The 26,479-nt window shown below is 39.7% G+C and carries 22 protein-coding genes and 1 riboswitch; of the genes, 6 read left to right on the top strand and 16 right to left on the bottom strand.

Annotation, left to right across the window (positions count from 1 at the left end):
- Positions 1-225 precede the first annotated feature (225 nt).
- The 8 genes from BDR01S_RS18310 to BDR01S_RS18275 all read right to left on the bottom strand — a co-directional run bounded on the left by BDR01S_RS18310 (position 226) and on the right by BDR01S_RS18275 (position 8,913).
- Positions 226-1,329 carry a 5-methyltetrahydropteroyltriglutamate--homocysteine S-methyltransferase gene (locus BDR01S_RS18310; protein ID WP_066255519.1) on the bottom strand — a complete coding sequence of 368 codons (1,104 nt, stop codon included), beginning with the start codon at positions 1,327-1,329 and terminating at the stop codon, positions 226-228.
- 106 nt (positions 1,330-1,435) lie between these two features.
- Positions 1,436-1,537: riboswitch (SAM riboswitch) on the bottom strand.
- Between the two features lie 173 nt (positions 1,538-1,710).
- Positions 1,711-2,412, bottom strand: a complete 702-nt coding sequence (locus BDR01S_RS18305) for a lysophospholipid acyltransferase family protein (RefSeq protein ID WP_066255521.1) — start codon at positions 2,410-2,412, stop codon at positions 1,711-1,713.
- Positions 2,413-2,963: 551 nt separating this feature from the next.
- Entirely contained in the window at positions 2,964-3,674 is a 711-nt protein-coding gene (locus BDR01S_RS18300) for a LutC/YkgG family protein (RefSeq protein ID WP_066255524.1), read from the bottom strand.
- Positions 3,674-5,101, bottom strand: a complete 1,428-nt coding sequence (locus BDR01S_RS18295; protein WP_066255527.1) for a LutB/LldF family L-lactate oxidation iron-sulfur protein — start codon at positions 5,099-5,101, stop codon at positions 3,674-3,676. Before BDR01S_RS18295 ends, BDR01S_RS18300 begins: the two co-directional genes overlap by 1 nt.
- Positions 5,102-5,115: 14 nt before the next feature.
- The gene (locus BDR01S_RS18290; RefSeq protein ID WP_066255529.1) at positions 5,116-5,832 is read right to left on the bottom strand and encodes a (Fe-S)-binding protein; all 717 of its coding nucleotides are present in this window, start codon (positions 5,830-5,832) and stop codon (positions 5,116-5,118) included.
- Between the two features lie 213 nt (positions 5,833-6,045).
- Positions 6,046-6,480, bottom strand: coding sequence for a DUF8821 family protein (locus BDR01S_RS18285; protein ID WP_235846609.1), 435 nt, complete (start codon positions 6,478-6,480; stop codon positions 6,046-6,048).
- A gap of 233 nt (positions 6,481-6,713) precedes the next feature.
- Positions 6,714-8,177 (bottom strand): SSO2105 N-terminal domain-containing protein, encoded by a 1,464-nt coding sequence (locus tag BDR01S_RS18280; protein WP_066255532.1) that lies wholly within the window; start codon positions 8,175-8,177, stop codon positions 6,714-6,716.
- 256 nt (positions 8,178-8,433) lie between these two features.
- Positions 8,434-8,913: a GyrI-like domain-containing protein gene (locus BDR01S_RS18275; protein WP_066255535.1), complete on the bottom strand. Its 480-nt coding sequence runs from the start codon at positions 8,911-8,913 to the stop codon at positions 8,434-8,436.
- Positions 8,914-9,025: 112 nt separating this feature from the next.
- On the opposite strand from BDR01S_RS18275, the gene BDR01S_RS18270 reads away from it, so the two are divergent.
- Positions 9,026-9,988, top strand: a complete 963-nt coding sequence (locus BDR01S_RS18270) for a helix-turn-helix transcriptional regulator (protein WP_066255539.1) — start codon at positions 9,026-9,028, stop codon at positions 9,986-9,988.
- 264 nt (positions 9,989-10,252) lie between these two features.
- Here the strand turns inward: BDR01S_RS18270 and BDR01S_RS18265 are convergent, their stop codons facing one another.
- Together BDR01S_RS18265 and BDR01S_RS25870 are read right to left on the bottom strand one after the other, a co-directional pair.
- Positions 10,253-11,902, bottom strand: coding sequence for a catalase (locus tag BDR01S_RS18265; protein ID WP_066255542.1), 1,650 nt, complete (start codon positions 11,900-11,902; stop codon positions 10,253-10,255).
- A 140-nt stretch (positions 11,903-12,042) separates the two neighbouring features.
- Positions 12,043-12,258 (bottom strand): hypothetical protein, encoded by a 216-nt coding sequence (locus BDR01S_RS25870; RefSeq protein ID WP_157412998.1) that lies wholly within the window; start codon positions 12,256-12,258, stop codon positions 12,043-12,045.
- 430 nt (positions 12,259-12,688) lie between these two features.
- Here BDR01S_RS25870 and katG point away from each other — a divergent pair, with 430 nt between their 5' ends.
- Both katG and BDR01S_RS25865 read left to right on the top strand, forming a co-directional pair.
- Positions 12,689-14,905 carry a catalase/peroxidase HPI gene (gene katG / locus BDR01S_RS18260; protein ID WP_066255545.1) on the top strand — a complete coding sequence of 739 codons (2,217 nt, stop codon included), beginning with the start codon at positions 12,689-12,691 and terminating at the stop codon, positions 14,903-14,905.
- 116 nt (positions 14,906-15,021) lie between these two features.
- Entirely contained in the window at positions 15,022-15,192 is a 171-nt protein-coding gene (locus tag BDR01S_RS25865) for a hypothetical protein (protein WP_169801459.1), read from the top strand.
- On the opposite strand, the gene BDR01S_RS18255 is transcribed toward BDR01S_RS25865, so the two are convergent.
- Positions 15,164-16,348 carry a COG4705 family protein gene (locus BDR01S_RS18255; RefSeq protein WP_235846608.1) on the bottom strand — a complete coding sequence of 395 codons (1,185 nt, stop codon included), beginning with the start codon at positions 16,346-16,348 and terminating at the stop codon, positions 15,164-15,166. The two genes, BDR01S_RS25865 and BDR01S_RS18255, sit on opposite strands and share 29 nt — an antisense overlap.
- Before the next feature lie 436 nt (positions 16,349-16,784).
- Here BDR01S_RS18255 and bacA point away from each other — a divergent pair, with 436 nt between their 5' ends.
- The 3 genes from bacA (at position 16,785) to BDR01S_RS18240 (ending at position 19,476) form a co-directional block, all read left to right on the top strand.
- A complete protein-coding gene (gene bacA, locus BDR01S_RS18250) occupies positions 16,785-17,582 on the top strand; it encodes an undecaprenyl-diphosphate phosphatase (RefSeq protein ID WP_066255552.1) in 798 nt (265 codons plus the stop codon).
- A 127-nt stretch (positions 17,583-17,709) separates the two neighbouring features.
- Complete coding sequence (locus tag BDR01S_RS18245) at positions 17,710-18,828, top strand: AbrB family transcriptional regulator (RefSeq protein WP_066255555.1); 1,119 nt, start codon at positions 17,710-17,712, stop codon at positions 18,826-18,828.
- 222 nt (positions 18,829-19,050) lie between these two features.
- Entirely contained in the window at positions 19,051-19,476 is a 426-nt protein-coding gene (locus BDR01S_RS18240) for an EamA family transporter (RefSeq protein WP_418303043.1), read from the top strand.
- A 127-nt stretch (positions 19,477-19,603) separates the two neighbouring features.
- On the opposite strand, the gene BDR01S_RS18235 is transcribed toward BDR01S_RS18240, so the two are convergent.
- From BDR01S_RS18235 to BDR01S_RS18215, 5 genes are all read right to left on the bottom strand, one after another.
- A complete protein-coding gene (locus BDR01S_RS18235; RefSeq protein WP_066255560.1) occupies positions 19,604-20,005 on the bottom strand; it encodes a hypothetical protein in 402 nt (133 codons plus the stop codon).
- Positions 19,992-21,491, bottom strand: coding sequence for an FTR1 family iron permease (locus BDR01S_RS18230; RefSeq protein WP_066255563.1), 1,500 nt, complete (start codon positions 21,489-21,491; stop codon positions 19,992-19,994). The genes BDR01S_RS18235 and BDR01S_RS18230 overlap by 14 nt, the downstream gene beginning before the upstream one ends.
- Positions 21,492-22,014: 523 nt before the next feature.
- Positions 22,015-23,217 (bottom strand): saccharopine dehydrogenase family protein, encoded by a 1,203-nt coding sequence (locus BDR01S_RS18225; protein WP_066255565.1) that lies wholly within the window; start codon positions 23,215-23,217, stop codon positions 22,015-22,017.
- Positions 23,218-23,266: 49 nt separating this feature from the next.
- On the bottom strand, positions 23,267-24,661 hold the full coding sequence (locus BDR01S_RS18220) for an APC family permease (protein ID WP_066255567.1): 1,395 nt from the start codon (positions 24,659-24,661) through the stop codon (positions 23,267-23,269).
- A 73-nt stretch (positions 24,662-24,734) separates the two neighbouring features.
- Entirely contained in the window at positions 24,735-26,477 is a 1,743-nt protein-coding gene (locus BDR01S_RS18215; protein ID WP_066363291.1) for a hydantoinase B/oxoprolinase family protein, read from the bottom strand.
- Between the last annotated feature and the right edge of the window lie 2 nt (positions 26,478-26,479).

Here is a 26,479-nt window from a genome sequence, read left to right as displayed (position 1 = left end):
CGGAGAGATTCCGCCTATTGACTCGAAAAATTCAAAAATGGCGGATTTTTCTTTGCATAACCGGAAAACCTCCGCTTATATTCCCCGAAACAAGCTCTATTTTGCATTTAACCGGAAAATCTCCGCTTATTTTACTTTGGCTGGTTACTCGATTAAGGACGATTAAATCATGCTTTTTAATAGTATTAATAGATGGAGACTGACCCTGATTTTGGGTTTGTTAATTTATTGCCAAACGTCATTTGCGATCCGAATAACATGGCGTACTTTGTCCCATTGCTGTTCATCCGTTAAACGGTTTCCTTCTTCAGTAGATGCGAAACCACATTGGGGGCTTAGGCAAAGCTGGTCCAAAGAAACATATTGATTTGCTTCTTTTATTCTAGCTTTTATTTTTTCTGGATCTTCCAGCTTACCGAATTTAGATGTGATTAATCCTAAGACAATTTGAATATCATCTCGTTTGACATGGCGAAGCGGTTCAAAGCCACCAGAACGCTCATCATCAAACTCAAGGAATAAGCCATCCACCTGTAATCCTCCAAAAATAATTTCAGAAGCAGCATCATATCCACCGGAAGATGTATAAGTAGATTGGAAGTTTCCCCGACAGATATGCATGGTAATGACCATATCTTCAGGTTTGTTCACAATGGACTCATTAATGGCTCTAGCATATGTTTGGGCTATTGTTTCTGGATCATGACCATCCTTCTTCAGTTTGTCTCTGCCTTGCTCAGAGAATAACGATGCCCACGAGGTATCATCTAATTGCAAATAACGGCAGCCGGCATTATAAAAGGCTTGAACAGCTTTTTGGTATGCATGGATCAAATCGCCGACAAATTCTTCATGACTATCATAGACTTCACCTATCCCCTGACCGCGCGCAATTAACATATTCGGACTTGGAATTGTAAATTTCGCCACATGGTCCCCTGCAATACTATGTAAAAATTTATAATCCTCTAGCATTGGATGGTTGTCAAAATCAATCTTCCCTGTTACTTTTACACCATGTGCCCTTGTTTCAACTCCATTAAATTGCAGCCCTTTTTCTGTTTCGATAAATTCCACACCTTCAAGACCTGAGAGAAAATCAAAGTGCCACCATGCTCGTCTTAATTCCCCATCCGTTACAGCCTGTAAACCGACTTCTTTTTGCTTTTTTACAAGGCGAATGATTTCTTCATTCTCGATTAAACGTAATTGTTCTGCGCTGATTTCCCCATTTTGTTTTTGTAAACGCGCTCTCTTTAATCGCTCTGGTCTCAAAAAACTTCCTACGTGATCCGCTTTAAATGGTGCTTTAATTAATGTTTTTGTCAATTCAATCCACTCCTATTCTAGTATTTCCAAGTTTTTATTGTGCTCAATAAAAAAACCTCTTCTTAAATAAAATAAGAAGAGGTTTTGGCATGATTGCTTCTGACTCTTCTTATCTTCAAGCTTTACGCTTCTGGAATTAGCACAGTCCCTAATAAAGGCTGCTGCTGAGGTATCAAAGGGCCAGTCCCTCCACCTCTCTTGATAAGAAAGTTAAATATTCAATATTTAATTAATAGTAATCCTATAACCGTTTCGCCCGAATGTCAATGAAAAGACACAAAAGTGCCTGACACCAACCAATTTCCTGGATGGTGTCAGGCACTCCCCTTGATGGCCAGAGGAACCATAACCATATTCTCCTCCAAGAACAAAACACCCATATTATAAATGTTTTTTAATTTGAGCTAGAACTGCTTCGGCTAGTTCGTTTGTATCTTTAAAGGTGTTTGGATCTAGTGCATCTGAATAATGGATAGTGACTTTCGTATTTGTATTCTCCCCTTTTTTCTCTGTTAATTTATAAGAATCTTTGATGGAAACAGGAATAACTTTAACTCCCGATTTCATGGCGATTCTTAAACTACCAGTTTTAAAATCTCCCACTTGCGGACCTCTACTCCTTGTACCTTCTGGGAAAATGGCCATTGAATGACCCAGTTTTAAGTTTTCAATCGCTTGGTTTATAGCCTTCAAGGAATTGCGCGCATTATCCCTATCGATAAACACACAGCCCCTCTCTTTCATCCAATATCCCAATAAAGGAATCTTCTCCATTTCCTTTTTAGCTACAAACGCCATCGTTTGTGGTGCTGTTGAATATAAAATTGGAATATCCATGGTACTCTGATGGTTCCCAACATATAATACTGGCTCATCTAATGGGACATTTGCTATTCCTGTAACTGTTACGTCTGCACCTGAAATTTTAACCAACCTTTTTGTACATTTTAATATCAACTTATTAATGAGTTCTAGTTTTTCAATGTTCTTACCGGCTTTTTTTAATTTATTGATCGTAAATGTTTTGTTTGCTTTACTTAAAATATATCCCCATAAATATCCTTGAAATACTAGAGCGCGCATATTCTTCCTCTTCTCAAAATTCATTAAATAAAAAGGATCACCCGTTTATTTCCACTCATTATATGATAATAATTATTATTATTAATTGACTTAGATCAAGATTGGAAAATGATTTATCTAGATAATGATCGATGAGATTACTTTATTCCTTTCGCTAAAGTGAATAAAATGAAAAAAATGAATAATAAAAAAACTTCCCTTAAACATTAGTTTAAGGGATTATTAAAGTTCATATTTAGTTTACATAACATCATTATGATAACTTCCGTCCACATAATTTACATATTAATTCTTTAGATTTTCGTTATGTTTCGTCAAAAAACTAATTATTTCATTATAATAATGGTTCGTTTATTAAACATAAAATATTAATAAGGATTCTGGAACTCATAATTTAATAGCTTATCCCACCTTAACGGGCAGTAATACCCCCACCTCAAGATTCCGAGTATACAAAAAAGGTAGGTGGGGGATAAACTGCCCGTAAAGGTCCGATTGGTTCAACTAACCATCAGCGGGGGATGAAGCCCCCCACTGATGGAAGTTTCACCTTATAAATCAGAAACAATGATATAAGATAAACGAACAGGTCCATGTACTCCCCATACCTTGTTTAACTCAATGTCAGAGGAACTACTTGAACCGCAAATAAAGTTTATGGCTGCAGGATTTATTCCTTCCTTTGACATTTCATGAAGTTTTTGCATTCCTTGTGTTAAACGAGGAACAATTGTACTTTGCGGTACAATACAAACATAGTTTAAAGGCAGGAAGTTTGACGATCTTCCTTTTCCCAACTTATCAATGACCGTGTAAGAAGCTGTTTCAGCAAGTGAAAGATCACTGATACACACGCCATATGACGCATTCAATGCCTTATCTACATTTTCACGGCCTTTCTCATCAGCCCAAACATACGCATCTTTCAGCACATCATGTAGACCCCATTCTGCAAAACGCTCATCGTTCCAAGCGATAATTGGGCCTGTTCCATGTTCAACTAGTTTCTCAGCTACAGTTTTTGCAAGATCTTTTTTCTCAATAATTAAGGAATCAATCTTACCACCCGAACCAGCTTTGTTAACTTGAGCATTCTTATGGAATTCTTCAGCTAATTGTGCTTGAGTAAAGCCTTTATAAATTTCAAGCTGAGGTTTGCTTGATAATTCAGGATGCACAACCTCTTTTGGCATTTCTCGACCAAGTATGTTTGAAAGGTTAGAAATAAATGACTCTCTATTTAAAATTTGTCCTTTTATCATTATTTATTTCCTCCTTTACTTCTAGATTCATACCAATCTCTGAAACGTGTTTTTTCCAATGCAGGCAAGTCACGTTTGTCTGTCCAGCCTTTAAGAACACTAACGCCTTTTTTAATTTTTCCATCTACCATCAATGGTTTTGTCATTAATGGCGCAACACTTGTTCCTAGCTTGTACATCCAAGGACGGCTTAGAACCATACCTGCTCCAGACATACTCGCACCCCAGAATGCAGAAGCCTTCTTTTCTTCAGCTAATACACGCTTGTGCTCATGAATTAATTTATGTAAAGGGATATTAGATGGACAAACTTCTGTACACTCACCGCAAAGTGAACACATATATGGAAGTTCTTTGAAGTCATCATAGCCGGCGAGTAGTGGCGTTAATACAACGCCAAGTGGTCCAGAATAGATAGCATTATAAGAGTGTCCACCAACTTGCCGATATACTGGACAGGCATTTAAACATGCAGCACAGCGCATACATTGTAATACTTCTTTGAATTGAGACTTTAATACTTCAGAACGTCCATTATCAACGATCACCACATGAAATTCTTTAGCACCATCCGCAGCACCTTCTTCAGTAATCCCGTTTACAAATGTCGTATAGCTTGTACTTTTTGCCCCTACTGCACTTCTAGCTAATAAGCTAATACAGATATCTGCATCTTCATAGGTAGCGACAATACGTTCCATACCCATTACAGCTACCTGTAACTCAGGTGCTGATGTACAAAGATCGATATTTCCTTCATTACTGATTAATGTGATCGCTCCAGATTCAGCAATTGCAAAGTTACATCCGTAAATTCCCATATCAGCCGTTACATACTCATTACGCAGTTGAGCACGGGCAAATGCAGCTAAGTCTTCTGGCAAATCTTTGCCAGTATATCCATTCTTGGCAAAAACATCACGAATTTGGGTTTTGTTTAAATGTAAAGATGGCACTACCATATGTGAAGGTGGATTCCAGTCATCTAATTGCAATATGTATTCAGCTAAGTCAGTTTCTTTTACATCTACCCCAGCATCCATCAATTTATGGTTAAGTCCAATTTCCTCTGTAACCATCGATTTTGCTTTTACAACTTTTTTAACGCCTCTTTCTATTGCTAGATTAGTAACATACTGAGAGGCTTCTTTAGCATCCTTTGCAAAAAATACGTTACCTCCATTTTTGATGACGTTTTCAGAGAACTGATGTAAGTAGAAATCTAAGTTTTCAAGAACGTGGGCACGAACTTCTCCTGATAGTTTTTGCCACTCAGGGAAATTCCCATCTCCCAATTGTGATAGCACGTTCTTTCTATTATTACTAATTAGATCTTGAGCTTTCACCATTGCAGCACGCATGAAATCATCGTTTAGATTCTTTTCAAGATTTTTCTCAAAACTTTGGTCATTAATCTTAATTCCCATTTTGGCTCTCCTTACTATTTAGAATTTAGCACTTCAGCAATATGCATGACTTTAATATTTGATCCAAGTCTACTTAACCGTCCACCAATATTCATTAGACAAGCAAAGTCTGCACCTATCAAATAATCAGGGTTAGCTTCTTGGATGTACCTTGCTTTTTCATCAGCAACTTCAGCTGAAATTTCCCCCATTTTAACAGAGAAGGTACCACCAAACCCGCAACACTTGCCCGAATTGTGGAAATCTACTAATTCTAGACCTTCTACTTTCGAAAGAAGTGTTAATGGCTGTTCTTTTACTTGTAAAAATCTTGAAGTATGGCAGTTGTGGTGGTAAACAGCCTTTCCAGGAAGTTTCGCAGAAAAGTTTTCAATATTAATAACTTCAATTAGAAATTGAGATAATTCATATGTTTTTGCTACCACTTTTTCCGCTCTTTCTTTCCATTCTTTATCCTCAGCAAAAATATGTGGATACTCTTTTACAAATGACACACAAGAACCTGAAGGGGAAACAATCACTTCAGCATGTTCAAACGTTTCGATAAAGTGCTTCATTGTGTTTTTTGTTTTCTCTACGTATCCAGTGTTGTATGTAGGTTGCCCGCAACATGTTTGGTTCTTAGGGTAATCGATCTCATGTCCCAGACCTTCAAGTAATTCAACAGTGGCTTTACCGACATTCATTGCCATAAAATCAACAATACAGGTTGTAAATAATGTTACTTTCATATCAAATCTCCTCATGATTTAATAACTAACTTTTTTATTATACAAAAATAGTAATTTTTCTTTATCAAAATTCTAAAAAGTTCATAATATCTACCAATATATCCCTTAGAAATAAAAAACTGGCTATGTATGGCAGTAATCCTCCATCCAAAAGAAACAGCACCCTCTATTTGATAGAGAGTGCTGTTTCATGTATTGTTGTATTTGTTTACGTTAATATTCTCCTTTAATGACAAAAAACGAACCCCGAATCGTACCAGCTAGTTTAGACTTCTGCCTGGCAAACTTAAACTTCCCCTCTAACTCCTTTGGTACCTCCATCCCCTCAGAAAGCTTAAAACCAACTGCCCGCTTCTTCGGGTCATCAATCGTATACAAGGCGTTGACACTAAGACCATCCTCGTAAAAAACGTAGGCCCATTTAATATTTTCCACTTGAAAAAGCGACGTTTCTAAAGGTTTGGCCGCAAACTCAATATCACGTTCTTTCAAAATTTGGTTTACATAATCAAGGGTCTCCTGGCTTTCGCTAGCGGGTTCTACCGTACATTCATGCTTGTATTTATTCATAAAGTAACGGGCTTCATTCGCACGTAAACCAGCAAGAGCTTCTGCGACTGGTGAAGACTCTAACCCCAGCTCCTTCAAATCGTAACAAATCGTAATATTTGCCTTAGATTCTCAAGTAAAGACATTGTCCAACCCTTCGCTGGTCTAGGGTTTAGCCTTCTTACGAACACCTATGTCTTTCGGTCTCTTTCCTGAGCACACCATAGGGCAGGAGTTACCCGAGCTACCTTTATCCTCTTACGGCAATCCTTCCTTAGGAATTTTCACATTCAAATGAATGTCCGTACTAAAATAAAGGCTTAAAAAGTTCCTTACGCTTCTTGCATGTTGGCATAGTTAACAAAGTCATCGATAAACCAATGCTTATACTGCTCATGGCTATGATAGACCTGATCTTTAATGCCAGAAATCCAGGTTTGAACTTTCTTCCAATGTTTAAATAAATCACTTACCTGATGCCCCTTTTTTGCTTCCACGGCAAAAAGGACTGACATCAACTGGTTTGGAATCTTTTCATTAAAACCCATGGCACGTCGTGCTAATACGAGGGCTGCACTTTGGTGAATGGAAAGTCCGTACGTTTTTTGATATTTCACTCGTCCGATTAAGGAAGAATAGTAGGCAGGAACGTTCGCAAGAGATACGTCTTCTTTTATACATTTTGAAATTATGGTGGTAATGATTTTGCGATAAACAAAGTTACTGCTCATACGGTTGAATTTTGTATTTTTACTTAAGTCATTTTTGAAGTATAAGTCTTCAATGGCCAGTACTTCAATCCCATTCGACTTCACCCAATCGATTGCAGAAGTAACCGCATTTCCTATCATCCAATCGCGTTTGGTAGAAGAAACACTATTGACATCCTTCATCCAAAATACTTTACTTGTACGAAAATTTCCGTTGGGATAAACGATGGTAACAGCTAAATTGTCTGGATTGATATCCATGCCTGCACAGCCTTTTGAGAAATCATAGGAGGAATTTAATTTCTGAATGAAGGTTAGATGGACATAATATTTTCCGTCTTCGCGTAAGATTCGAACACTATAGGCTTTTCCAATTGAAAGGTTGGTAAGAATCGTCATGATGTATTTTTCGGGGAATTGAACGACAAAACATAAACGGTCATTTCTTTTGGAGGATAAAGGATTTAACACATTCATTTCTACGGAACGGTCTTGTATGTAGCATAATTTGATATTTTCATTTCCGCCTTTGGAGGTCTCACCGCGCGAAAAAAGGGCGTTAGTTCGTGAATCCATCCACTCTTGTTTGGTGATTTTATGTTTTTTTAAAAGGGTTAGCCTTTTCTTCGTCCCATCGATTACTTTAGGAATACTGCCGTTTTGGAGGTGGAAAAGATAGTAGTTCATTTTCTTGGTTAACTTTTTGATCCGGGACTGCTTATTCAAAATAAGATCTTTCTTATTTGACAGGGTGGATTTTTGAAGTTTTTCTATCTTCTTTTCGATTTTTTGTATCGAGGTTTTATATTGCTCAATATACAAAGGCAACAATTCCGTTTGCGAAGAAATCGAACTTTCTGCATCAAGAAAAGCATCCCTCATATAGCGAGAGTTATTCAAAAAGAGTGGTTTTGCTTTAGCTACTGCTTGCTTGCGGTCCAATCCATCAAAGATGCGTTCACGCAAATAACGTTTGGCCGATTGAAATTTACGCATGAGCTCGTCCAGGATCATTGACGCATTCATACATGGATTTAGAATAATGCCCGTATAAGTTATCGCCTGTTCATTCTCTTTCTTTGACATCTTGGCCCTCCCTTTCTAACTCTGAAAGCATCCTTTTCATTTCGTTTGAACCTAATATATAAAAAATCTCGTGCATATTTCTGTGATAAAAAATAGACATAGGAGAGCACTTCTATGTCTATCATACTATTTATCAGAATTTTTTCTACCATATTTATTGTACAATTTATTACATTTTGGAAAATTTTCTAATAACTGTTAGTACCACCGTAGATACATTTTTAAAATCAACGATATAGGACATTTCCAGCCCTCCTTATTTCCTAACCACTGGAATCCACATTTCACCAAATACCAAACCGTTTCGCTGCCCCATCTCAACGGTTGTATTTGGACCACCAACATAGGCAAAGTCCTTTACTTCTGGCAAAACTTGACCGAATGCAATGCCAGTAAGCATATTGCTCACCTCTTCAGCAGTATTCCCTTCCCCTTTGACAACTAGGTATTCCCCTTTGGGAAATTGGATCATTCGGGTTGCCTCTGGCAGGGATGTCTCTGTCATAACGCCGGCATAATGCATCATCTTGTTATTCACTGCTTCGTTCACGGCAAAAATGTAGTCATTTGTGGCTACGGACTTTAACGTATCAAGCCTGCCATCTTGTTTGACGGCCTGCCAAAAGTCTGACTTTTCCTTGGTTATGCCGGCATAGTCCGTGTAATCGCTCTTAAGATCCGTACCAAAACCTAACACAGTAAAGCTGTCTTTTTCTTCTATAGTATAATTTGTCATATTCAAAACCTTCCTTTTTTTAAAATTGAATTCAAATGATTTGTCTTTTCACTTGATGAGTTTATAATAGCCTTAAATCATGTCAAAAAATGATACTGTTTTGGAGGTCACGATGAAAAAAGTTGAACGGATTAATACCATCATGCGGTATATCAACAACCGTGCCCACTTTACCATTACTGAAATTATGCAGGAATTTAACATCTCTCGTTCGACAGCGATTCGGGATATCAGAGAAATTGAAGCCATGGGGATGCCGCTAGTCGCTGAAGTAGGAAGGGATGGGGGTTATTTTGTCATGAATAACTCTGTTCTGCCCACAGTTCGTTTTACCGATAATGAAATCAAAGCACTTTTTATAGCCTTTATGGCGACAAGAAATCAACAACTCCCCTATCTAAAGAGTCGTCAGTCGTTAGCTGAAAAATTACTTGGCCTCATCTCAGAAAACCAGCAAGAGACCCTCGTTCTGTTAAATCAAATCTTGCTTTTTGAAGGGACCAACCCCCATAATCCTGACCTGCTTGATCTATCAGACCTTCCCCATCCGATGTTAGAAAAACTAATCCAACTCCTGCTGTTGGATCGTTATTTATTGATTACTATGGAGGAAGAGAAAGTAATAAAGTCTTATCCCATTTATCTCTTACACCTGTATCGTGAAAAAAGCTTTTGGCTGATTGAAGGTTTTGACTTAATAGGGGAGAAGCAACTCATTTTTCCTGTCGACAATCTCACCAATGTAGAACCATACTCTACAAAGCAAAGACTAAGTGAGAAAAAGATTTTGGAAAAACTAAGTAAGAACGAAAAAGAAATCAATCTTGTCCTTGAACTCGGCCCAAAGGCGATTGCCCAGTTCAAAAAATACCATCCTTTAAAAGTTTCCATTTCCTATACAAATCCTTACCAAACCACAGCCGTTTTGAAGACTTTTATCAATGTTAATAACGCAGAAGAAATGGCCGAAATAACCAATTGGCTGCTTTTCCTAGGTGGTGATCTTAAGGTCAGGGAAATGCCGAAAGAAGTTTTGGAAGGTATACAAAAGAGATTATTCCTATTTTGTCCGTAAGGCGTGGCAGTTAAAACCTTATTTAGATGAGTTACAGTGAACCGTACTAAAGTAAGTAAGATTATTTATGTAAATAGAACAGCACCATTCCAGTTAGTGTGAAATGACTTTTTTTCAGTGGAAATAGGCTGCTGACACATGATAAATACTTATATTTCGTGAACATATTGCGAATTATGAAGAAACCGCCGTTGATTTGACGACGGTTTTTTTGCGAGGTAGATTTTGCAATGAATAAATGGTATTAAAAATAACTTGCTAACATTAATAAGGGTCAGCTTCGTGCCCTTTCTTCACAGCCTCTACTGTTGCTTCATTGGCCGCAATTGTCCCTTGACCAAATTTCGATTTCCCAGCTTCACGGCCTGGAAGTTGATCTTCCTTCTTCATTTCTTGGATTTCATACATTACCTGTTCGATCCCTTCCTTCACACGGCGGCCATATTCTTCATCGGCTTGTGTGAAATGATGAATCATGGCATCCTGAATTCGTTTGTCACATATTGCCAGCGCTTCGGACAAGTTTTTGATTAATTCTTCGCGCTCCCAATCATCCAAGCTTCGATACGTGTGGCCCGCTTGTCCGTAGTTGTTAGGACGATCAATGGGCGCGCTCATTGCTGCCGCATTATATAATGGGTGGTGCGGTGCTCGATTTTCTTTATTTTCTTCCTTATAGCCGCCGAGCATCGATGGCTCATAGTTAATATGTGGGTCTTCTCCAGATTCTTTTGGGTTACGAAAATCCATTTGGCCGCGATGCTGATTCGTGCGAACTGGTGCTTTCGGTGCGTTCACCGGCAGACTCAGATAGTTCGCACCTACACGATAGCGCTGCGTATCAGAGTAAGAGAACGTACGCCCCTGAAGCATTTTATCGTCTGAAAAGTCCATTCCATCAACCAGAACCCCTGTACCAAAGGCGGCTTGCTCAATATCCGCATGAAAATCAACGGGATTCCGATCAAGGACCATGCGCCCCACCGGTAACCATGGGAACTGATCCTCTGGCCAAAGCTTTGTATCATCGAGTGGATCAAAATCCAGTTCTGGATGGTAATCGTCGGTCATGATCTGCACAAAGAGCTCCCATTCAGGATATTCACCTCGCTCAATCGCTTCATATAAATCCTGTGTCGCATGACCCACGTTCTTCGCTTGAATTGCGTTTGCCTCTTCTTGTGTTAGGTTACGAATTCCTTGCTTCGGCTCCCAGTGATACTTCACCAACACCGCCTCGCCTTTTTCATTTACCCATTTATAGGTGTTTACACCAGAGCCCTGCATATGGCGGTATGTTGCTGGAATCCCCCATGGAGAAAATAGGAATGTAATCATATGCGTTGCTTCAGGTGTACGGGATACGAAGTCAAACATCCGCTGGGGATTCGGCACGTTCGATGCTGGATCAGCCTTAAATGCGTGAATCATATCAGGGAACTTCATCGCATCACGGATAAAGAAAATTTTCAAATTATTCCCAACCAGGTCCCAATTCCCATCTTCCGTATACATTTTCACCGCAAAACCACGTGGATCACGTGCTGTTTCCGGCGAATCTTTCGCACCTGCGACTGTGGAGAAACGCACCATTAACGGTGTTTTTTTCCCAGCACCAGAGAATACTTTCGCGCGTGTATACTTCTCTACCGGCTCATCTCCCACTTTTCCGTATGTTTCAAAATAACCAAATGCTCCCGATCCTCGTGCATGGACCACACGTTCTGGGACCTCTTCCCGATCAAAATGGGAAATTTTTTCAATAAAATGGTAATTCTCAAGTGTCGCTGGGCCACGATTACCAATGGTACGGATGTTTTGGTTATCCATCACGGGATGGCCCTGGCGTGTAGTCAAGGTCTCCCATTTTACGTCTTGTTCGTTTGAAGCATTCACCTTTTTGTTCTCTGTCAAAATAAGTCCTCCCTATAAAAGCTATCCTTAATTTTCCTCCTGGTAGTGAATTTATCCATAGTTAGGAAATCTAAGAATGAGTCAGTCCCCAAACCTTAAAGATTTCGCTGTTTTTATGCCATTTAATTCCTTCATCCTAATTAATTAAAAATATCCCTCTTATTAAACATCGAACTGGCAAACCTCCAAACGACTTTCGGTTTGGTCAGCCATTGAATTTTTGCATCATTTTTTTGATTTTCGAGGACTTTCTCCCCCCTCGTAATGACAAGATGCTTCATTACTTGCCAAATCCATTTATATGAAAAAATCCAGTAACTATTAACTTCATTATATGACTTTTTTTCAGTTGACATAGGCTGCTGGCTAGTGATGAATATTTAAATTTCGTGAACATATGCCAAGAGATTTCTCTTTATGTACTCATATAACTTGCCCACTAACAATATACTTCATTATAATGGTAATATAGGCAAATTCTCGAAACATCTTTTTCATTCATTTCTATTTATCTTCCAATTATTCTTCTTAAATTTTACTCACTATACACCTATGAAACTTCAAAATTCTGTATTCCCTTTCAACACCATGATCTCTCTTCTTGTTACTGTAAATATTTTTCAACCTCATTTTTCTAGACTTTTTATTTTTAGTAATTTATTATAATAACTATATAATAATTATTATAAATACTATTTGATAATTATTTTAATTACAGTATCTAAGTTTTTTACTAGATACATAATTATATATAAATAAATTTACATAAAAGGAGAGATAAAAAATATGGATGCTAAACAAAATGGCAACATCGAGGGATGCCCGTTTCACGGCGGTGCGACTAGTGTTAAATCAAGTGGTACGACCAATCGGGAATGGTGGCCCAACGCGTTAAACTTGAATATCCTCCGTCAGCATGACAGAAAATCGAACCCAATGGGAGAAGACTTTGATTATACAGAGGAATTTAAAAAGTTAGACTACACTAAGCTTAAGCAGGACCTTCGTGATCTCATGACAACCAGTCAAGATTGGTGGCCTGCTGATTATGGCCATTATGGTCCATTCTTTATCCGTATGTCATGGCACGCTGCCGGTACGTACCGTTCTGGGGATGGCCGCGGTGGCGGCGGCACTGGCAACCAGCGTTTTGCTCCGCTTAACAGCTGGCCTGACAATACCAGCTTGGATAAAGCCCGACGACTTCTCTGGCCAGTTAAGCAAAAGTATGGGAACAAGATTTCATGGGCCGACTTGTTTTTACTAGCCGGTAATGTCGCGATTGAAGACATGGGTGGCCCGACAATCGGTTTTGGAGCAGGACGAGCAGACATTTGGCATCCAGAAGAAGACATTTATTGGGGTACTGAGACGGAATGGCTCGGTGATAATCGTTACACAGGCGAACGTGACCTTGAGAATCCACTTGCTGCTGTTCAAATGGGACTTATCTATGTGAACCCGGAAGGTCCAAACGGCAAGCCAGATCCTGTTGCAAGTGCCAAGGACATTCGTGAAACCTTTGCCCGAATGGGAATGAACGATGAAGAAACAGTGGCCCTCATTGCCGGAGGTCACACATTCGGTAAGGCCCATGGTGCAGGTGACGCCTCTCATGTTGGTCGAGAGCCAGAGGCTGCTCCAATTGAAGCACAAGGCTTAGGCTGGATCAACTCCTACGGTTCCGGCAAAGGCCGTGACACAATCACGAGCGGTATTGAAGGTGCTTGGACCGCGAACCCAACACAGTGGGATAATGGTTACTTTGAGCTATTATATGGCTATGAATGGTGGCTGACAAAGAGTCCTGCAGGTGCATGGCAGTGGCTGATTGTCGACCCTGCTGAGGAGCATCTTGCCCCAGATGCAGAAGATTCATCGATTAAAGTGCCAACGATGATGACCACGGCTGATATGGCTTTGCGTCATGATCCTAGCTATGAGAAGATTGGGCGTCGTTTCTATGAGAATCCAAATGAATTTGCCGATGCATTCGCCCGTGCCTGGTTCAAACTGTTACACCGTGACATGGGTCCTAAAGCAAGATATCTCGGTCCGGAAGTTCCAGAAGAAGATTTCGTCTGGCAGGATCCTGTACCGGCTGGTAATTATGCTTTAACAGATGCGGATATTGCCGAGCTTAAAGCGAAAATCTTAGACTCAGGATTAACAGTTAGCAAGCTAGTAACCACGGCTTGGGCTTCTGCAAGTACCTATCGCGGCTCTGACCATCGTGGAGGTGCTAATGGTGCCCGCATCCGGCTTTCTCCACAGAAGGATTGGGAAGTCAATCAGCCAGAACAACTAGCACAAGTGCTTCAGGTGCTAGAAGGCATTCAAAAGGAATTCGAAAAAGAAGTCAGCTTGGCCGATTTGATTGTACTTGGCGGTTGTGCCGCAATCGAAAAAGCGGCCCAAGAGGCAGGCTTTGATGTAAAAGTTCCGTTTGCCCCTGGGCGCGGTGATGCAAGCCAAGAACAAACAGATGCAGAAAGCTTTGACGTGCTGGAGCCTGCCGCTGATGGTTTCCGCAATTATCAAAAGCAGCAGTTCAGTGTAAGTCCAGAAGAGCTGCTAATCGATAAAGCTCAACTTTTAAACCTTACTGCACCGGAAATGACCGTTCTTATTGGTGGTCTGCGTGTTCTGGGTACAAACTATGGCGGCACAGCACACGGAGTATTCACCGATTCTGTCGGTCAACTTACGAATGACTTCTTTGTTAACTTGCTTGACATGGGCGTGGCGTGGAAACCTGTAGATGAAGTTGTCTATGAAGGTCGCGATCGCAAAACAGGTGAAGTGGTACGTACAGCGACTCGAGTGGACCTCGTATTTGGTTCAAACTCCGTCCTACGTTCCATTGCAGAAGTATATGCTCAAGATGATAACAAAGAAAAGTTTGTCCGTGACTTTATCGCTGCCTGGGTTAAAGTAATGAATGCTGACCGCTTTGATCTTAAGGCGGTTGAACAGAAAAAAGCTCAATTAGCAGGAAAGTAAGTTTTAAGAAGAAACCGCCGTTGATTATCTAACGGCGGTTTTTGGCTTTTGTGCATGGTATCATCCAAATGTTAAGGATGAAAATGGGGTCAGTCCCCCGGTAAAGTAAAGCTTTAATGCACCCGGGTACTGACCCTAAAATCGAATCTTTTCTAGAAAAAAAAGAGACCGAAGCTCCTATTGCAGCGATGCTTACTGCACTAACGGTAATAAAAGTTCTCTTTAAAAAGGAACCGCGCTTGGCGATTCCTAAGATGATTATTTATTTGCTGCGTCTATGGTACTAAGTGAATTGTTAAGTGCTGTTTTACTCTTGTTTACATCAGGATTCGATGAACGAACTGCTGCTAATACAACATCAATTGTTCCATCTATTTTCGTCCATGTAGCGCCATCGATGTTTCGAAGCTTAGGTTCCTGCGTGTCCCATTGATGTTCTAATTCATCTGCCCCTTTTTTCGCTGAAGCAAAGTCATTTTTGTTCACAGCGTTTAGTATATCATTTTCAATTTTAACAAAATCGTTTAATTGACCTGCTAATGTAGCTTGCCCTGCAGCACCTTGTGATGCAAGATTATTACTGCGCCAGTTATAACCACCTATACCTACAACTAAGAAAATTACGAGTACAACAATCGTTTGTGTTAGCACATGTTTCTTATTGGCATTTCTTTGGTTTGTTTCCGCTAAATCACTTTGAGCATTTGTATCAATTTTTGAAACGGCAAGGAAAACGATGATCGCTAAAATAGCAATCAGAAAAATCACACTCGTAACGGTTGTCCCAAGTCCTAATCCGCCATTAACTTTTGATTGAGATAGATAATCTCCAATTGACGCTCCAAGCGGGCGAGTTAAAATATACGCAATCCAAAAAGCTAATACTCCGTCAAGTTTTAAAACTTTATAAGCTAAGAACACAAGAGCAATAATAATTACAACGCCAATTCCTGTGTTAAGATAACCAAAACCAAGTTGTTCGGAATATAAATCGCCAACCGCTGTTCCAAGTGCAAACGTGAAAAGGATCGTAAGCCAGTAGAAAACTTCTCTTTTTCTAGTAAAAATCGAGTGGATCGATAGTGTTTTTTCACTAAGATACCATAATAGAAAAGTCAGTCCTAGTAGCACCGAGAAAACAACTGTGCTACCCTCAAGTGGTACGCCCATATTATCTGTCAAGTTATCCGTTACCAATGTTCCAAATACACTTATAAGAACTACTGTTACCCAGTAAATCAGTGGAACATATTTACTTGCTTTAAATTGAAAAAACAATGCAATAAAAAATGCAGCTCCCATGATAATGGTAGTAAAAGTTAAACCAAGTCCAATGTTGAAATTGATAAAATCAGCAAATGTTTCACCAACAGTTGTACACAAAATTTTGATGATCCAAAAGAATATCGTCACTTGTGGCACTTTGGTAAGTAAAATATTCATTTTATTTTGGTTTTCTTGCATATATAATTTCCTTTCTTTATAGTGGTTTCCCACAACTTAATATTATTCTCTAAATAAGGATACCCATCCAAATCCAAGTTAAATCATTTAGGAAGTCCGCGTTGTTTCTCCCACAAAGGTTGCCAAAATCTTGACGATTTCAAAAATTAACTTAAATGTCCATTTAGTAAGAGTTAATTCATTCTTTACTGTTTTCTGTTGAAGGAGAAGAATTACTTTCTTCTCAACCTCCGAGCAATTATTCCAAATTACATGTTAAATTTGTGTAATTTTTTTTGTTTGAACTTGAAATAAAAAAACTATTGATACTATACTTTCTTAAACAGAGAAACGAATTTTTTGTATTCTCTTTAGAAAAGGAGCAGTATCTTCTTGAAAGCAAACCAAGAAACATATGAAGGGAAGAAGGAAAAACATGAACGAACATATCATCGCCTTTATATTGGGAATCGTTGAGGGATTAACAGAATTTTTACCTGTATCATCTACAGGTCACTTGATTTTAGTGGGTAATTTGTTAGGTTTTAAAGGACAAAAAGCGAATACCTTTGAAGTAATTATACAACTTGGTTCGATGCTTGCTATTTTAGTGTTATATTGGAAAAGATACCTTTCTCTATTAAATTTCAGTACGATTCGAAAACCAGAAAAGAAATTAGATGCCATACATATTATATTAGGGGTAATACCTGCTGCATTTGCAGGGCTATTGTTACATGACTTTATTAAAACTCAACTTTTTTCACCCAAGGTTGTAGTTATCAGCCTTGTTGCGGGAGCAATTTTGATGATTTTTGCAGAAAAAAAACATGGGAATTTCACTTCTAACACTGTTGATGAATTGAGTTACAAGCAAGCTTTAATCATTGGACTATTTCAATGCTTAGCGGTAGTACCTGGTTTTTCTCGTTCAGGATCCACAATATCAGGTGGATTATTAGCTGGAGCAAATCATAAAACGGCAGCTGAATTTTCCTTTTTAATTGCACTTCCTATTATGGTGGGTGCAACAGGTTTAGATTTAATTAAGAGTTTGCATTTTTTACATACAAGCGACATTCCCTTGTTCTCGATCGGTTTTATCGCTGCATTTGTTGTAGCAATGTTTGTAGCAGTCTTGTTCCTTAAATTAATAGAAAAAATCGGTCTAACAATTTTTGCATATTACCGGATAGTGTTGGCCGCCCTATTCTATGTATTTGTAATTCTATAGAATCAAGCCAGTCCCCTACTATTAAGGCGGACTGGCTTTTTTGATTTTAATTATTTTGACTAACAAAACATTATTTTGGAAATAGTAAACAATTAGTGAATACAACAAAGGATGTAGATAATCCATCATGCAAAAACTTCAACCATTAAAACAAAACATTCTCTATATTCTGCTCAGTGCGCTTGGTGGCATGACTCTATCTTATTCTGGTATCCCAATGGCATGGATGTTGGGTAGTTTATTTCTAGCAAGCGTCCTATCCAGTTTGCGTTTGAAAAGGTTAAAATTCCAAAGAGAGAAAAACGGATTACACCCATTATGGCCCCAAATCGGGCAATTGATTATAGGTATTCAATTAGGCCAAACCTTCAATTTATCAATCATGGATACAATGGAAGATTATTTCTTAATTATTATTATCATGCTGATTTCTTCCATTACCATGGCAATACTCTCAGGGATCATGTTATGGCGGTTCAGCAGCGTAAATATGATGACCAGCCTTTTTGGTACGACCCCGGGCGGGATTTCCGCTATGCCCACCATTGCTGATGAAGTTGGTGCCAATGCCTTTATCGTGAGTATTGTTCAAACAATACGGGTGTTACTTGTGATAAGTTTAATACCTTTTATATCCGGAGTAGTTAATTCCCCCTCCGTCATGATTGCCACAAAAAGTACCCAAGGTCCCCTTTCTTCTAATGCCTTGCTTCATACCGGAATTCTAATTATTGGAGGATGCTTGGGTGCTAAGGCAGGAAAAAGAATAAAAATGCCTGCCCCCTGGCTTGTGGGGAGTATGATTGGAGCAGGAATTTTTCATTTAATTTGCCCTCTTTTTATTGGTGACATTGTTGGCCTTGCTTACTGGCCGCAAGAAATCATTATCATCGCCCAAGTTTTAATTGGAACTAATATTGGTTCTCGAGTGAATTTTGCTATGTTCAAAGGACTAGGACAAACAATTATTGTTGGTCTGCTTAGTTCTCTATGCTTAATTGTTTCTATGTTGGCCTTCTCTTTTCTAATATCTGAAATGACAAATATTACTTTTGTAACTTGCCTGCTTGCCTTTGCACCAGGAGGGGTTGCTGAGATGGCAACTACGGCGATTGCCCTCCATGCCGACACTACTTTTGTCGTAGCCGTTCAATCACTTAGATTAATTAGCATTCTTACCATTTTGCCGCCTATTTTTCGATTCTTAAATAACCACACAATTAGTGAAATTTCAGATCATAGCTAGACCCTCTCCAACGTAAATTTTCTCCGCCTATTAAATTCATTGGGTGATTTTATGAGATGAAGAAATAAATCATGGTGCACTCCATTTGCATCATCACCAGAAACAGAAAGAATCGCTTCTTGAACTACTAAATATCGAACGAAAAAAATACATAGAAAAGGAATTATGGTTTTTATAGTCGAAACAGTAGAGTGAGGAAATGAAGGAAGGAAGTGATTGGATTTGTCGTGGCTTGTATTTGCCATACTATCTGCTGTATCAGCTGCATTGGTATCAATATTTGGGAAATTAGGTTTACAAAATATTGATGCCAACACCGCGACGGCCATTAGAGCAATCATTATGGCAATCTTTTTAATGGGAGTGGTTATTTTAGAGGGAAATTTAGGTGAAATTCCGGTGATTATCGGGGAAAAGAGAACCTTACTATTCATTGTTTTGAGTGGCGTGGCAGGTGCAACTTCTTGGTTGTTTTATTTTATGGCCTTAAAAGTGGGAAAAGTGTCTCAAGTAGCACCAGTTGATAAGTTGAGTGTTGTCATTGCAACACTGTTAGCCATTTTCTTTTTCGGGGAAAAGCTCAGCTTGGTAAATGGAATTGGAGTAGCGCTTATTGCTTTCGGCGTAATCATGACGGCATGGCAGTAGTTTGTCAACTTAGTACTAAAAGGAGGTACATTTGGTTTTATTTGGACGCTAATTTCATGTCTATTAGCCAGATTTTCATTATTAAAAAGAAAATGCGGTAACCCCCATGGGAGTTACCGCGTGTTTGTTATTTTAATTTTTCAACATCAGATAATACCGTATCAAGTTCATCTGCTGCTTTATTAAGCGTTTGTTCATCAAGTGGTTCTGTTTTTGCACCCGCTTCAATTGTATGAAGTGGTGTTTCAACTTTTCCGTATAAGTCAGCACTCTTATCTTTCACTTCATCTTCAAATGTTTGCCATGATTTTTCTAGATTTTCTCCACTTGCTTTTACTTTGGTAGCATCCTTTGTATTTAATTGTGTTTTCAAATCAGAAATTGTTTGTCTCATTTCCTTCGCACCGTCACTAATGGAAACTGTTGTCTTTTTTTCCTCTGTCTTTTTGTCTGTATTTGCTCCACCACACGCAGCCAATGTTAAAGAAGATGCTAATAAAATTGGAACGATAAATTTACGCGTTTTCATTTAAGTTTCCCCCTGTTTGTAACTTTACTTTATAGTCTTTTCTTTTATTTACTATTGCGGCAGATGCCGCAACAACTAGCAAGATCATCTGTGGGATAAAACTCTCCCAGGTTGAATATAGGGCAAAAAAGTCAATCGTTGGAATTGGTGCTTGGGTGGCAGGTAATAGTCCTGCAAGCTGCAATCCATGAATCCCCATGCCTGTAAATTTGAAGCATAAGTAAAACATTAGAATACTTGATACCAAAAAGAATGGACGCATCGGAATTTTTAACCCTACCTTAAGGATGAGGTAAGATAAAATAACCAGTATTAAAAGTCCAATGGCAATACCCAATAAAAGAGAAGTCATCTTTATCGAAGAAGCCATGCCAATAAAGAATAAGACTGTTTCTGTACCTTCACGAAAAACAGCAAGAAAAGATAAAAGAGCTAAAGAGATAAGGCTTCCTGTATCCAAAGCTTTTGTACTTTGCGTACGAATGTATCTCTGCCATTCTGATATACTTGACTTACTATGAAGCCAGTAGCTCATGTACAGCAGCATGACGGCTGCAAAAACCCCAGTCCAGCCTGCAATTAAGAAATTATTACTTCCAAATGCTCCCGCTGAAAATAACAAGTTCACAATAGCCCCAAGAATAATACTTACTCCGATTCCTGAACCTACCCCGATCCAAATCCATTTGCTTTTCTCTTCATGACCCGCTTTTCTTAAAAATCCAAGCAAGGCGACAACGACAAGCAATCCCTCTAATCCTTCACGCAGAAGAATCGTAATTGCATCCATCATGTTATAACTTGTCTTTGATACAAGTGGCGAAAGATAATCTCGCATTCCTTCGATTGTCTTTTTCGCTCCTGATATATCATTGGAGGATAGCATCGAGTATGACGCAACCATATCCCTTTCCGCATCACCATATATTTTCGAGGATTGTGTTAGGACTACCCCCTCGGCATTCAACCAGGACTTTCGGAATTGTTCAATATCTCCTTTTGCTCCCTGAATATTATTGTTCTTGATTTTTGAAAGTGACTGATTTAGCAATGATACTAGTTCAGCTACATCTCCCTTTTGGGCAGAGTTGTTGTTACTTTTATCGGAAGTTGCGGTAAACTTTCCATCTATAAACTTTTGATTAATGTATTTTAATTCTAAAAGAGCATTTTTCACTTTGTCTTGATTTATTGGTTGTTGAGCTAAAGCAAATGATACTTGCCCCATGTTATCTTCAATATCATGATAAGCCTGCTGTGATTGTTTTTTAACTCCATCTTCTACTGATAGCCATGTGGTACTAAAGGTCTTGAACTGCTCGGAGGCTACATCCATTTCTCCTTTATCCACTGATTGTATAGTTTGAGTAATTATATTATTTGCTCGCTGCATATCATCCGATGCACTAGTAGCAAAACTGTTACTTGGAAGGACGATAAAAGCTGTAAGTAAAATCACCAGAGTAGTAAATAGCTTGCTCCTCATAATTTCCTCCTATGTACACTATTAATCTTTAAATTATTATAAGATTAATAATGAAAATCATTTTCATTTAACTCTAAAAATCATTTTATTTCAATTGAGAATGAAAGTCAATATCATTTTTCTGAATATAATGGTTGAACTTTCTGAAATTCCTAATAATTAACTGAAAAAAGGGGTCAGTCCCCCGGTAAAGTAAAGCTTTAATGTACCGGGGGACTGACCCCATAGCCATGAATAGAGTAGCCCCAGCAGAGAGCTACTCTATTTTTATCATGGTATATAGTTTTTTTATAGACACACGCCGCTAAACCTTTTCAATTGAATTTCGTTTCACTTCTTTTAAATATCATAGGGGACAAGTAATGAAAACCATCTTTTAATAGACGGCCCCTCAAGGGGGGCGGCGAGACAAAAAATATCCACCTGCGCTCGCTACCTTTCGATTAAATGACAGGATACCTGCAATGAAACTAGCAAAAGCCGATTCCAAAATCACTAAAAGCGACTCGAACCTTTGTATGTGTCAGTCAATGGTCGTTTCGACAAATCTAGGCTCTTGCCATTTAGCTGTATCACGGTTTGGTGTAACTGTTTCGGTGTAGGTGATATGCAGGTTGACATTTTTTTGATTGAGGTAGGCTAGGAATGTTTTTGGATCAATACATGTTTCGGGTGGTTTTACACCTGTTTCCGTTACCTCGCCATTGATGATCATTTGGGCGACGATAGAGGCAGGGATGGCTGTTGCATATTGGGTAGCGCTGGCTTTCCATTTTGGCTGATAATCTGTGAGTAATTCTAATTTCACAGAGGCTTTATTTCCATTCTTCCAGCCTATTACCTCAACAAGCAATGAATCTTTCCCCCAAATTGGTTCTTCTTTCAAAGCTAACAGCTTTTGCAAAAAGGAAACAATTTGCCTCCGAGGCGAAACATTCTCTCCTAAAACTTCAATTGGTTCGGTCTGTAACAGTCCTAAAGAATGCAGGGTTTTTATTTTTTCAATCGTGGCAGGATCCCAAGAATCCTTGTACGTAATGGTTTTTACCTCCGGAAAGCTGTCAGGCAATGTAGCTAATTCTGAATGAATAATGGAATAGGTTTTTTGTGCTCCGACGTCTTCATGAAAAAACGTAAGCTCTTCATCGGCGAGCGGAGGGATTTCAAGGACGGTTCCCTCTTTAACCGCCACGGCATTTTTTGTTGCTTCATCGATAATCGTATCGATAGCAAAGGGAAAGGTTACACCAGAAGTCGAGGATCCATACCGAATATGGATTTCCTCCGCGACGTCAAGCAGTTCCACACCATATCGGCTAAAAATATTTGAGGTTCCCGGATCAGACCCCATTCCAACAATGGACAGTATATTGGAATCTTTCATTAGTTGATCAAGCTTTAGCTGCTCTTTTGTCAGGTTATAAAGACCTCCAAGGTCAAGGACACTCACCCCGGCAGCCGCTGCTGCTTTCATGACATTAATATTAAAAATATAATTGGTAGCATTAATGCAAACCTTCCCTTTTGACAAAACCATTTTCGTTTTATTACTATCTTGAATATTTAACGATTCAATTTCGATTCGATGATTAGTCTGTTCCTTTAATTCTTCTAATTTGGCCAAATTCAAATCAGCTGCAATCACATGCATGCCGCTTTCTACTAAATCCTTAACAATCATTTGCCCGATGGTACCTGTACCGCCTAATACAACAATTTTATTCATTCGATATACCCCCTTGTGCTAGCTTCCTCTAGTAGAATCCAGCATATTTTTACATGTTCGAATCATGTCCTTTAGTTATTTCATTTGGTATTTTTTTATTTTTCGCATTAATAATCAACATATAAACAATGCCAATTACGACCCAAGAGATGCCAATGATTTTGGATAAGGATTCTAAACTGTACCAAACATAGCAGATGATTAATAAACCAATTATCGGCAAAATCAAGTAATTCAGGTAATTGCTGCTCTTTTTCCGGAAGATAAAATAATTAATAACCGAGAGATGCAACAGGATAAAACCCGTCAGCGCCCCAAAATTCACCAACGATGTCAGTGTGCCAAGATGTGCTGAAAACATCATAGCTACAATGAACGACAAGATGGCAACCAGAATTGTACTTGTATACGGTGTCTTGTATTTCGGATGGACTTTCGCCAAAAAAGCTGGCAGTTTTTTATCTCTGGCCATACTGAACAATAATCTTGAGATAGCCGCTTGGAAAACTAGTGCATCGGCAATACCAAACGCGATTGCCATGGAAATTGCAGTCAGCCACTTAAGCCATGGACCCCCGGCAATCTCAGCAATGACATAAAAGGCAGTGTCAAGATTGTCAAAGCCGTTATAGTCCGGATAAATGAGTGCGGCAACCCATGTCTGAACAATAAAAAGCAGCCCAACAGCAATTAGAGAAAAGATAATTGCCTTTCCGATTAGTTTTCGCTCTCCCTCCGCTTCTTCCGCAAGGGTAGAAACGGCATCGAATCCGAGGAAACTAAGGACTGCGATTGAAACAGCACCCATTACCAATCCCATGCTGAAATGCTCCGGATCGAATAAAGGTTTAAACGAAAATTCTGCCCCATTAACCCCATTGACAATTGCAATAATACCTACCGTTACAAAGATAGCCAAAACGATTAAAACCAAATACGTTATCAGTTTAATGGCTTTTGCCGTTACCTTTACACCGACTACATTGAGGACCGTATTGATGCCAATGAAAAATACTAACCAAACAATAGAAGGAACTTCCGGCAATATGCCCTTGAGAGCAGCCACGGCAACCAAATAGATTAAGGTAGGAACAAAGATGTAGTCGAGGAGAAGAATCCATCCAGCGATAAAGCCAACATTGTCACTGATTCCACGTTGAGCATAAGAATAGACGGAGCCGGCAATTGGAAATGCCTCTGACATCCTTGCGTAGCTCAAGGCGGTGAAAATCATCCCCACCATACCGATCAAGTAGGCGAGTCCTACCATCCCGTTGGAAGCCTGAGCAACATAACCATAAATGCCAAATGGTGCGATTGGAACCATTAAAGAAACGCCATAGATAAATAAATCGCCGAATGTCAGTGATCGTTTTAACTCCTGCTTATAACCGAATTCCTCGATGGAATTCACATTGGAATTCGTCTTAGTTTCGCCCGCCATTAATTACTTCTCCCTCCTTCTATTCGTTCTAAATCTGTTTGAAAAAAATAGCCTGTTTAGCCTCCAGCATCCTTCACCCGCTAATTGTGACGCCGTAAACTTTCTCTGCCGCTTCCCTGCTCACCTTTCCTTCTCTTACATCTTTAAAAATGAACTCCAATTCTCGCTGTTTAGGATCCCCAAATCCTCCGCCTCCTGATGTTTCTATGATAATGCGGTCCCCTGGAAGGGCCCGAAAATACCCTTTATCCATCTCTTCCTCCTGTCCATCTCTTCGAACGAGCCGAATATTGGCCGGCTTACCAGAACCCCCTCCCGCTAATCCCCAAGGAGCAAAATCTGGGTTCGATTGTTCTGTGTAAACGAGTCCTTGATGAGTCTGCTCTAGAATTTCGTAAACTCTTCTAATTCCTAAACCTCCCCGCCATTTACCCACCCCGCCGGAATCAGAGATTAATTCCGTTGAGACAACACGAACCTGATAGGATAGTTCGCATACTTCAGCAGGCAGAATGGCCACGTTTCCACAATGTGTATCAACGGCATCAATGCCATCACCATATGGGAATGCCCCCATTCCGCCGCCAAGGTCATCCTGGATTACCCTTGGGTGGCCATGAACAGGGTGCCAGCTATCGATGGCAAGACTAGAAAAACCAACAAACGTCCCCGCAGCGGTTCGCTCAGGATATAATTCAGAAAGTGCCCGCAAAATCGTATCCGCGATTCGCTGTACAGCTAAATGACGGAGGCTGACAGCAGCTGGGAAGTTCGGATTCACAAGACTGCCCTCTGGAAGAATAACGGTAATTGGGCGAAAACAGCCTTGATTTTGTTGGGTTCCTGGGTCAACTACACACTTGATGGCAAAAAGTACAGCCGAGGACGCTGCTGCTGGAGGGACATTCATCCCCCCTGCCATTTGCGGGGCGGTGCCTGTGAAGTCAACCACAATGTCCTTTCCGCATTTTTTCACTTTAATCCGAATTTCAACAGGGTCATGCCCAACTCCATCATTATCAAGCCAGCCGCTGACAGTTGCCTCTGCATCCTTCATTTTCTCCAGCTCTAGCCTCATCCTTTTTTCTGAATAATCCAATGAACGTTTCATTACTTCGGTTAACATGCCTTTGCTGTATCGGTTTGCTATCTCATTTAAGCGGCCTTCCCCATATCGGCAAGCCGCGAGCTGCGCGCGAATATCTCCCATTGTGGCTTTGGGTTCCCTGACATTTCCAGTAATAATGGTGGTAATGGCTTCATTGATCTTTTCTCGTTCGGCTAATTTCACGGGTGGGATTCTAAGCCCCTCTTCAAAAATTGATTTATTATCGAACCCTTCAGTGCCGGGATTTTTTCCACCCATATCCGCATGATGGGCGATGGTACCGCAGATTCCCACTAGTTCGCCTTCATAGAAAGCCGGAGTAAAAATGTGAAGATCGGGTGTATGCTGTCCTCCCCGATATGGGTCATTCATCAGATAGGCATCTCCTGGCTGAAACGTATGTGGCGGAAAGTCGTTAAAAAGATCCCTTAATGCGGTGCCCATCGACCCTAAATGCGCTGGAATGTTCTCCGCCTGGGCAATCAAGTTCCCCTCTGCATCAAAGAGCCCGCAGGAATAGTCAATCATTTCCCTAATAATCGGTGAATAGGCACTCCTTCCAAGCACACTGCTCATCTCTTCCGCTGCAGCGAGCAAGCTGCTATAAATGACTTCAAAGGTTATCGCATCAATATCGAACTCTTCTTTTTCGGGTAAAGGCTGCGAATCTACTAATGGTTGAGGTGAAACCTGGGATTGTTTTTTCATGC

The sequence above is a fragment of the Neobacillus drentensis NBRC 102427 genome, assembly GCF_001591445.1.
Classification (GTDB): domain Bacteria; phylum Bacillota; class Bacilli; order Bacillales; family Cytobacillaceae; genus Neobacillus; species Neobacillus drentensis.
Note: the sequence above shows the minus strand (reverse complement) of the source record. Positions and strands in the feature narration are given on the sequence as shown.

Excerpts from the sequence above, each read along its gene's own strand:
- BDR01S_RS18305 (WP_066255521.1), bottom strand. The coding sequence starts at position 2,412 with ATGCGCGCTCTAGTATTTCAAGGATATTTATGGGGATATATTTTAAGT.
- BDR01S_RS18300 (WP_066255524.1), bottom strand. The coding sequence starts at position 3,674 with ATGATAAAAGGACAAATTTTAAATAGAGAGTCATTTATTTCTAACCTT.
- BDR01S_RS18295 (WP_066255527.1), bottom strand. The coding sequence starts at position 5,101 with ATGGGAATTAAGATTAATGACCAAAGTTTTGAGAAAAATCTTGAAAAG.
- BDR01S_RS18290 (WP_066255529.1), bottom strand. The coding sequence starts at position 5,832 with ATGAAAGTAACATTATTTACAACCTGTATTGTTGATTTTATGGCAATG.
- BDR01S_RS18280 (WP_066255532.1), bottom strand. The coding sequence starts at position 8,177 with ATGTCAAAGAAAGAGAATGAACAGGCGATAACTTATACGGGCATTATT.
- BDR01S_RS18275 (WP_066255535.1), bottom strand. The coding sequence starts at position 8,913 with ATGACAAATTATACTATAGAAGAAAAAGACAGCTTTACTGTGTTAGGT.
- BDR01S_RS18270 (WP_066255539.1), top strand. The coding sequence starts at position 9,026 with ATGAAAAAAGTTGAACGGATTAATACCATCATGCGGTATATCAACAAC.
- BDR01S_RS25870 (WP_157412998.1), bottom strand. The coding sequence starts at position 12,258 with ATGTCAACTGAAAAAAAGTCATATAATGAAGTTAATAGTTACTGGATT.
- katG (WP_066255545.1), top strand. The coding sequence starts at position 12,689 with ATGGATGCTAAACAAAATGGCAACATCGAGGGATGCCCGTTTCACGGC.
- BDR01S_RS25865 (WP_169801459.1), top strand. The coding sequence starts at position 15,022 with ATGCACCCGGGTACTGACCCTAAAATCGAATCTTTTCTAGAAAAAAAA.
- BDR01S_RS18255 (WP_235846608.1), bottom strand. The coding sequence starts at position 16,348 with ATGAATATTTTACTTACCAAAGTGCCACAAGTGACGATATTCTTTTGG.
- bacA (WP_066255552.1), top strand. The coding sequence starts at position 16,785 with ATGAACGAACATATCATCGCCTTTATATTGGGAATCGTTGAGGGATTA.
- BDR01S_RS18245 (WP_066255555.1), top strand. The coding sequence starts at position 17,710 with ATGCAAAAACTTCAACCATTAAAACAAAACATTCTCTATATTCTGCTC.
- BDR01S_RS18235 (WP_066255560.1), bottom strand. The coding sequence starts at position 20,005 with ATGAAAACGCGTAAATTTATCGTTCCAATTTTATTAGCATCTTCTTTA.
- BDR01S_RS18230 (WP_066255563.1), bottom strand. The coding sequence starts at position 21,491 with ATGAGGAGCAAGCTATTTACTACTCTGGTGATTTTACTTACAGCTTTT.
- BDR01S_RS18225 (WP_066255565.1), bottom strand. The coding sequence starts at position 23,217 with ATGAATAAAATTGTTGTATTAGGCGGTACAGGTACCATCGGGCAAATG.
- BDR01S_RS18220 (WP_066255567.1), bottom strand. The coding sequence starts at position 24,661 with ATGGCGGGCGAAACTAAGACGAATTCCAATGTGAATTCCATCGAGGAA.
- BDR01S_RS18215 (WP_066363291.1), bottom strand. The coding sequence starts at position 26,477 with ATGAAAAAACAATCCCAGGTTTCACCTCAACCATTAGTAGATTCGCAG.